Genomic DNA, 1,929 nt, shown 5'->3' with positions numbered 1-1,929 from the left:
GAGCCCGCCCCCGCCGGCCGTCCCGAGTGCTCGCGCGGACCCGCTCACGGCGCCACCGGAACCGAACCCCCCGCGGCCGACCGCTCCGCGGCCAGGGCGCAGCGCAGGGCCGCGTGGGAGTCGTGCCAGCCGCCCGCGGCCGGGTCGGGCGGGCCGCCGGAGGCGGTGGTGAGGAACGCGCGGAGCTGGGCGCGGTAGGCGGTGGCGAAACGGTCCCAGTAGCCCTGGAAGCGGGGGGCGGGGGCGTCGGCCGCGCCGGGTTCGGCCGTGCCCGCGGGGCCCGCCTCCAGATTGCCATGCTCGCCCAGCAGTTCGGCCCGCACGTCGTAGCCCAGCGGCTGCCGGCGGCCGGCGGAGAGGACCGCGAGGGTGCCGTCGTCGAGCCGGAGCATGGCCGTGACCGTGTCGAAGTCGCCGAGTTCCGCCAGTTCGGGGCAGGACAGCGCCGCGCCGTCGGCCGTCACCCGGACGACCGTCCGGCCGGTGAGCCACCGCACCAGGTCGAAGTCGTGCAGCATCAGGTCGGTGAAGACCGAACCGCTCTCGCGGAGGCGGGCGAACGGGGGTGGGGTCATGTCGTGCGACACCAGCCGGAGGACGAGCGTCCGGCCCAGGTCGCCGGCGGCGGCGCGGTTCCGCAGGGCGGCGAAACCGGGGTCGAAGCGGCGCTGGAAGCCCACCCACAGCGGCACGCCGCGCCGTTCCGCCGCCCGGCCCAGCGCCTCGGTCGTCGCCGGATCGACGGCCAGCGGCTTCTCGCACAGCGTCGGCACGCCCACCGCGATCAGCTCCTCGACCAGTTCCGGGTGGCTGGTGGTGGCCGCGGTCACCAGGGCGGCGTCGCAGCCCCGGGACAGGAGGGTCGCGACCGAATCGGCGACGGCACCCGAGGCGGCCTTCCTCGCCAGCGCCTCGGCGCGTTCCGGAGCGACATCCACGCACACCAGCCGGTGCGGCCCCAGCGCGGCCAGGTGTTCGGCGTACAGCGCGCCGATCCGCCCGCAGCCCAGCAGGCCGACGACCGGCCCCGCGCTCACCGCCGCACCCCCGCGGCCGGCGCGGCGGCGGAGCGGACCAGGCCGACGAGGTCCGCCGCCTCCCGGAGCGCGCGCAGCCGGGCGCCCCACGCGGCCGCCCGTTCGGTGTACCCCGGGTCGGCGAGGACGTCCTCGACACCCCGCAGGATGTCGTCCACCGGCACGTACGGCTCGGTGGCCGGGCCGGAGGAGCGGTCGGTGAAGGCGAGGCGCCCGTGCGGGGTGGTCGCGCTGGTCCGCAGGAGCACGCCCGCGCCGGGGGACTCCACCAACTGCCTCCCGTTCAACTCCTGTTCGGACATGAACGGCATGACGACCGACGGCTTGCCGTGCAGCAGCGAGGCCAGCACCGTCCCCGAACCGCCGTGGCTCACCACCACGTCCGCCCAGGCCAGCGGCGCGTCCAGGCCGGTGAAGCCCGCCACCACCGCGTTCTCGGGCACCGCCAGGCCGCCCTCGAAGGCGAAGCCGCTCGACACGTACACCGTCCACGGCCGGTCCGCGCAGGCGTCCAGGACGTTCTGCAGCGCCCGGCGGGCCACGTTCCCGCCGCTGCCGATGGTGACGTAGACGCGCGGCCGGTCCGTGCGCGGCGGCTCCGGGGCGGCGCAGGGCGGGTTCCAGTACAGCGGGCCGACGTAGTGCAGCGCGCCCCGGTGCGGCGGCCCGTCCAGCGGTTCGAGCCCGGGGTGGCCCGACACCAGGGTGACGTCCCCCCACAGCAGGTGCTCCGCCCGCGCCACCGGGCCGAGACCCAGCCCGCGCGACACCTCGTCCCAGACGGGCAGGCTCGACGGGTGCGGCAGCAGGTCGCGCGGCGCGACGGTGGACCACGGCATCCACCCGTTCGCGCGCGGGGTGACGAAGTCCGCATCGGCGAGCGAGACGACCG

2 protein-coding genes are annotated in these 1,929 nt (G+C 76.9%); both read right to left on the bottom strand.

Annotated features, from left to right (window positions below):
- Positions 1–44: 44 nt before the first annotated feature.
- Positions 45–1,037 (bottom strand): Myo-inositol dehydrogenase Hyg17, encoded by a 993-nt coding sequence (hyg17, locus tag JNW98_RS34365; RefSeq protein WP_223772208.1) that lies wholly within the window; start codon positions 1,035–1,037, stop codon positions 45–47.
- On the bottom strand, positions 1,034–1,929 hold an 896-nt coding region (locus JNW98_RS34360), incomplete at its 5' end, for a glycosyltransferase (protein WP_223772207.1). The genes JNW98_RS34360 and hyg17, both read right to left, overlap by 4 nt.

Origin of the sequence: Streptomyces huiliensis, from assembly GCF_020037025.1 — a bacterium.
Lineage (GTDB): Bacteria > Actinomycetota > Actinomycetes > Streptomycetales > Streptomycetaceae > Streptomyces > Streptomyces huiliensis.
This window is presented reverse-complemented; position numbering and strand designations above follow the sequence as displayed.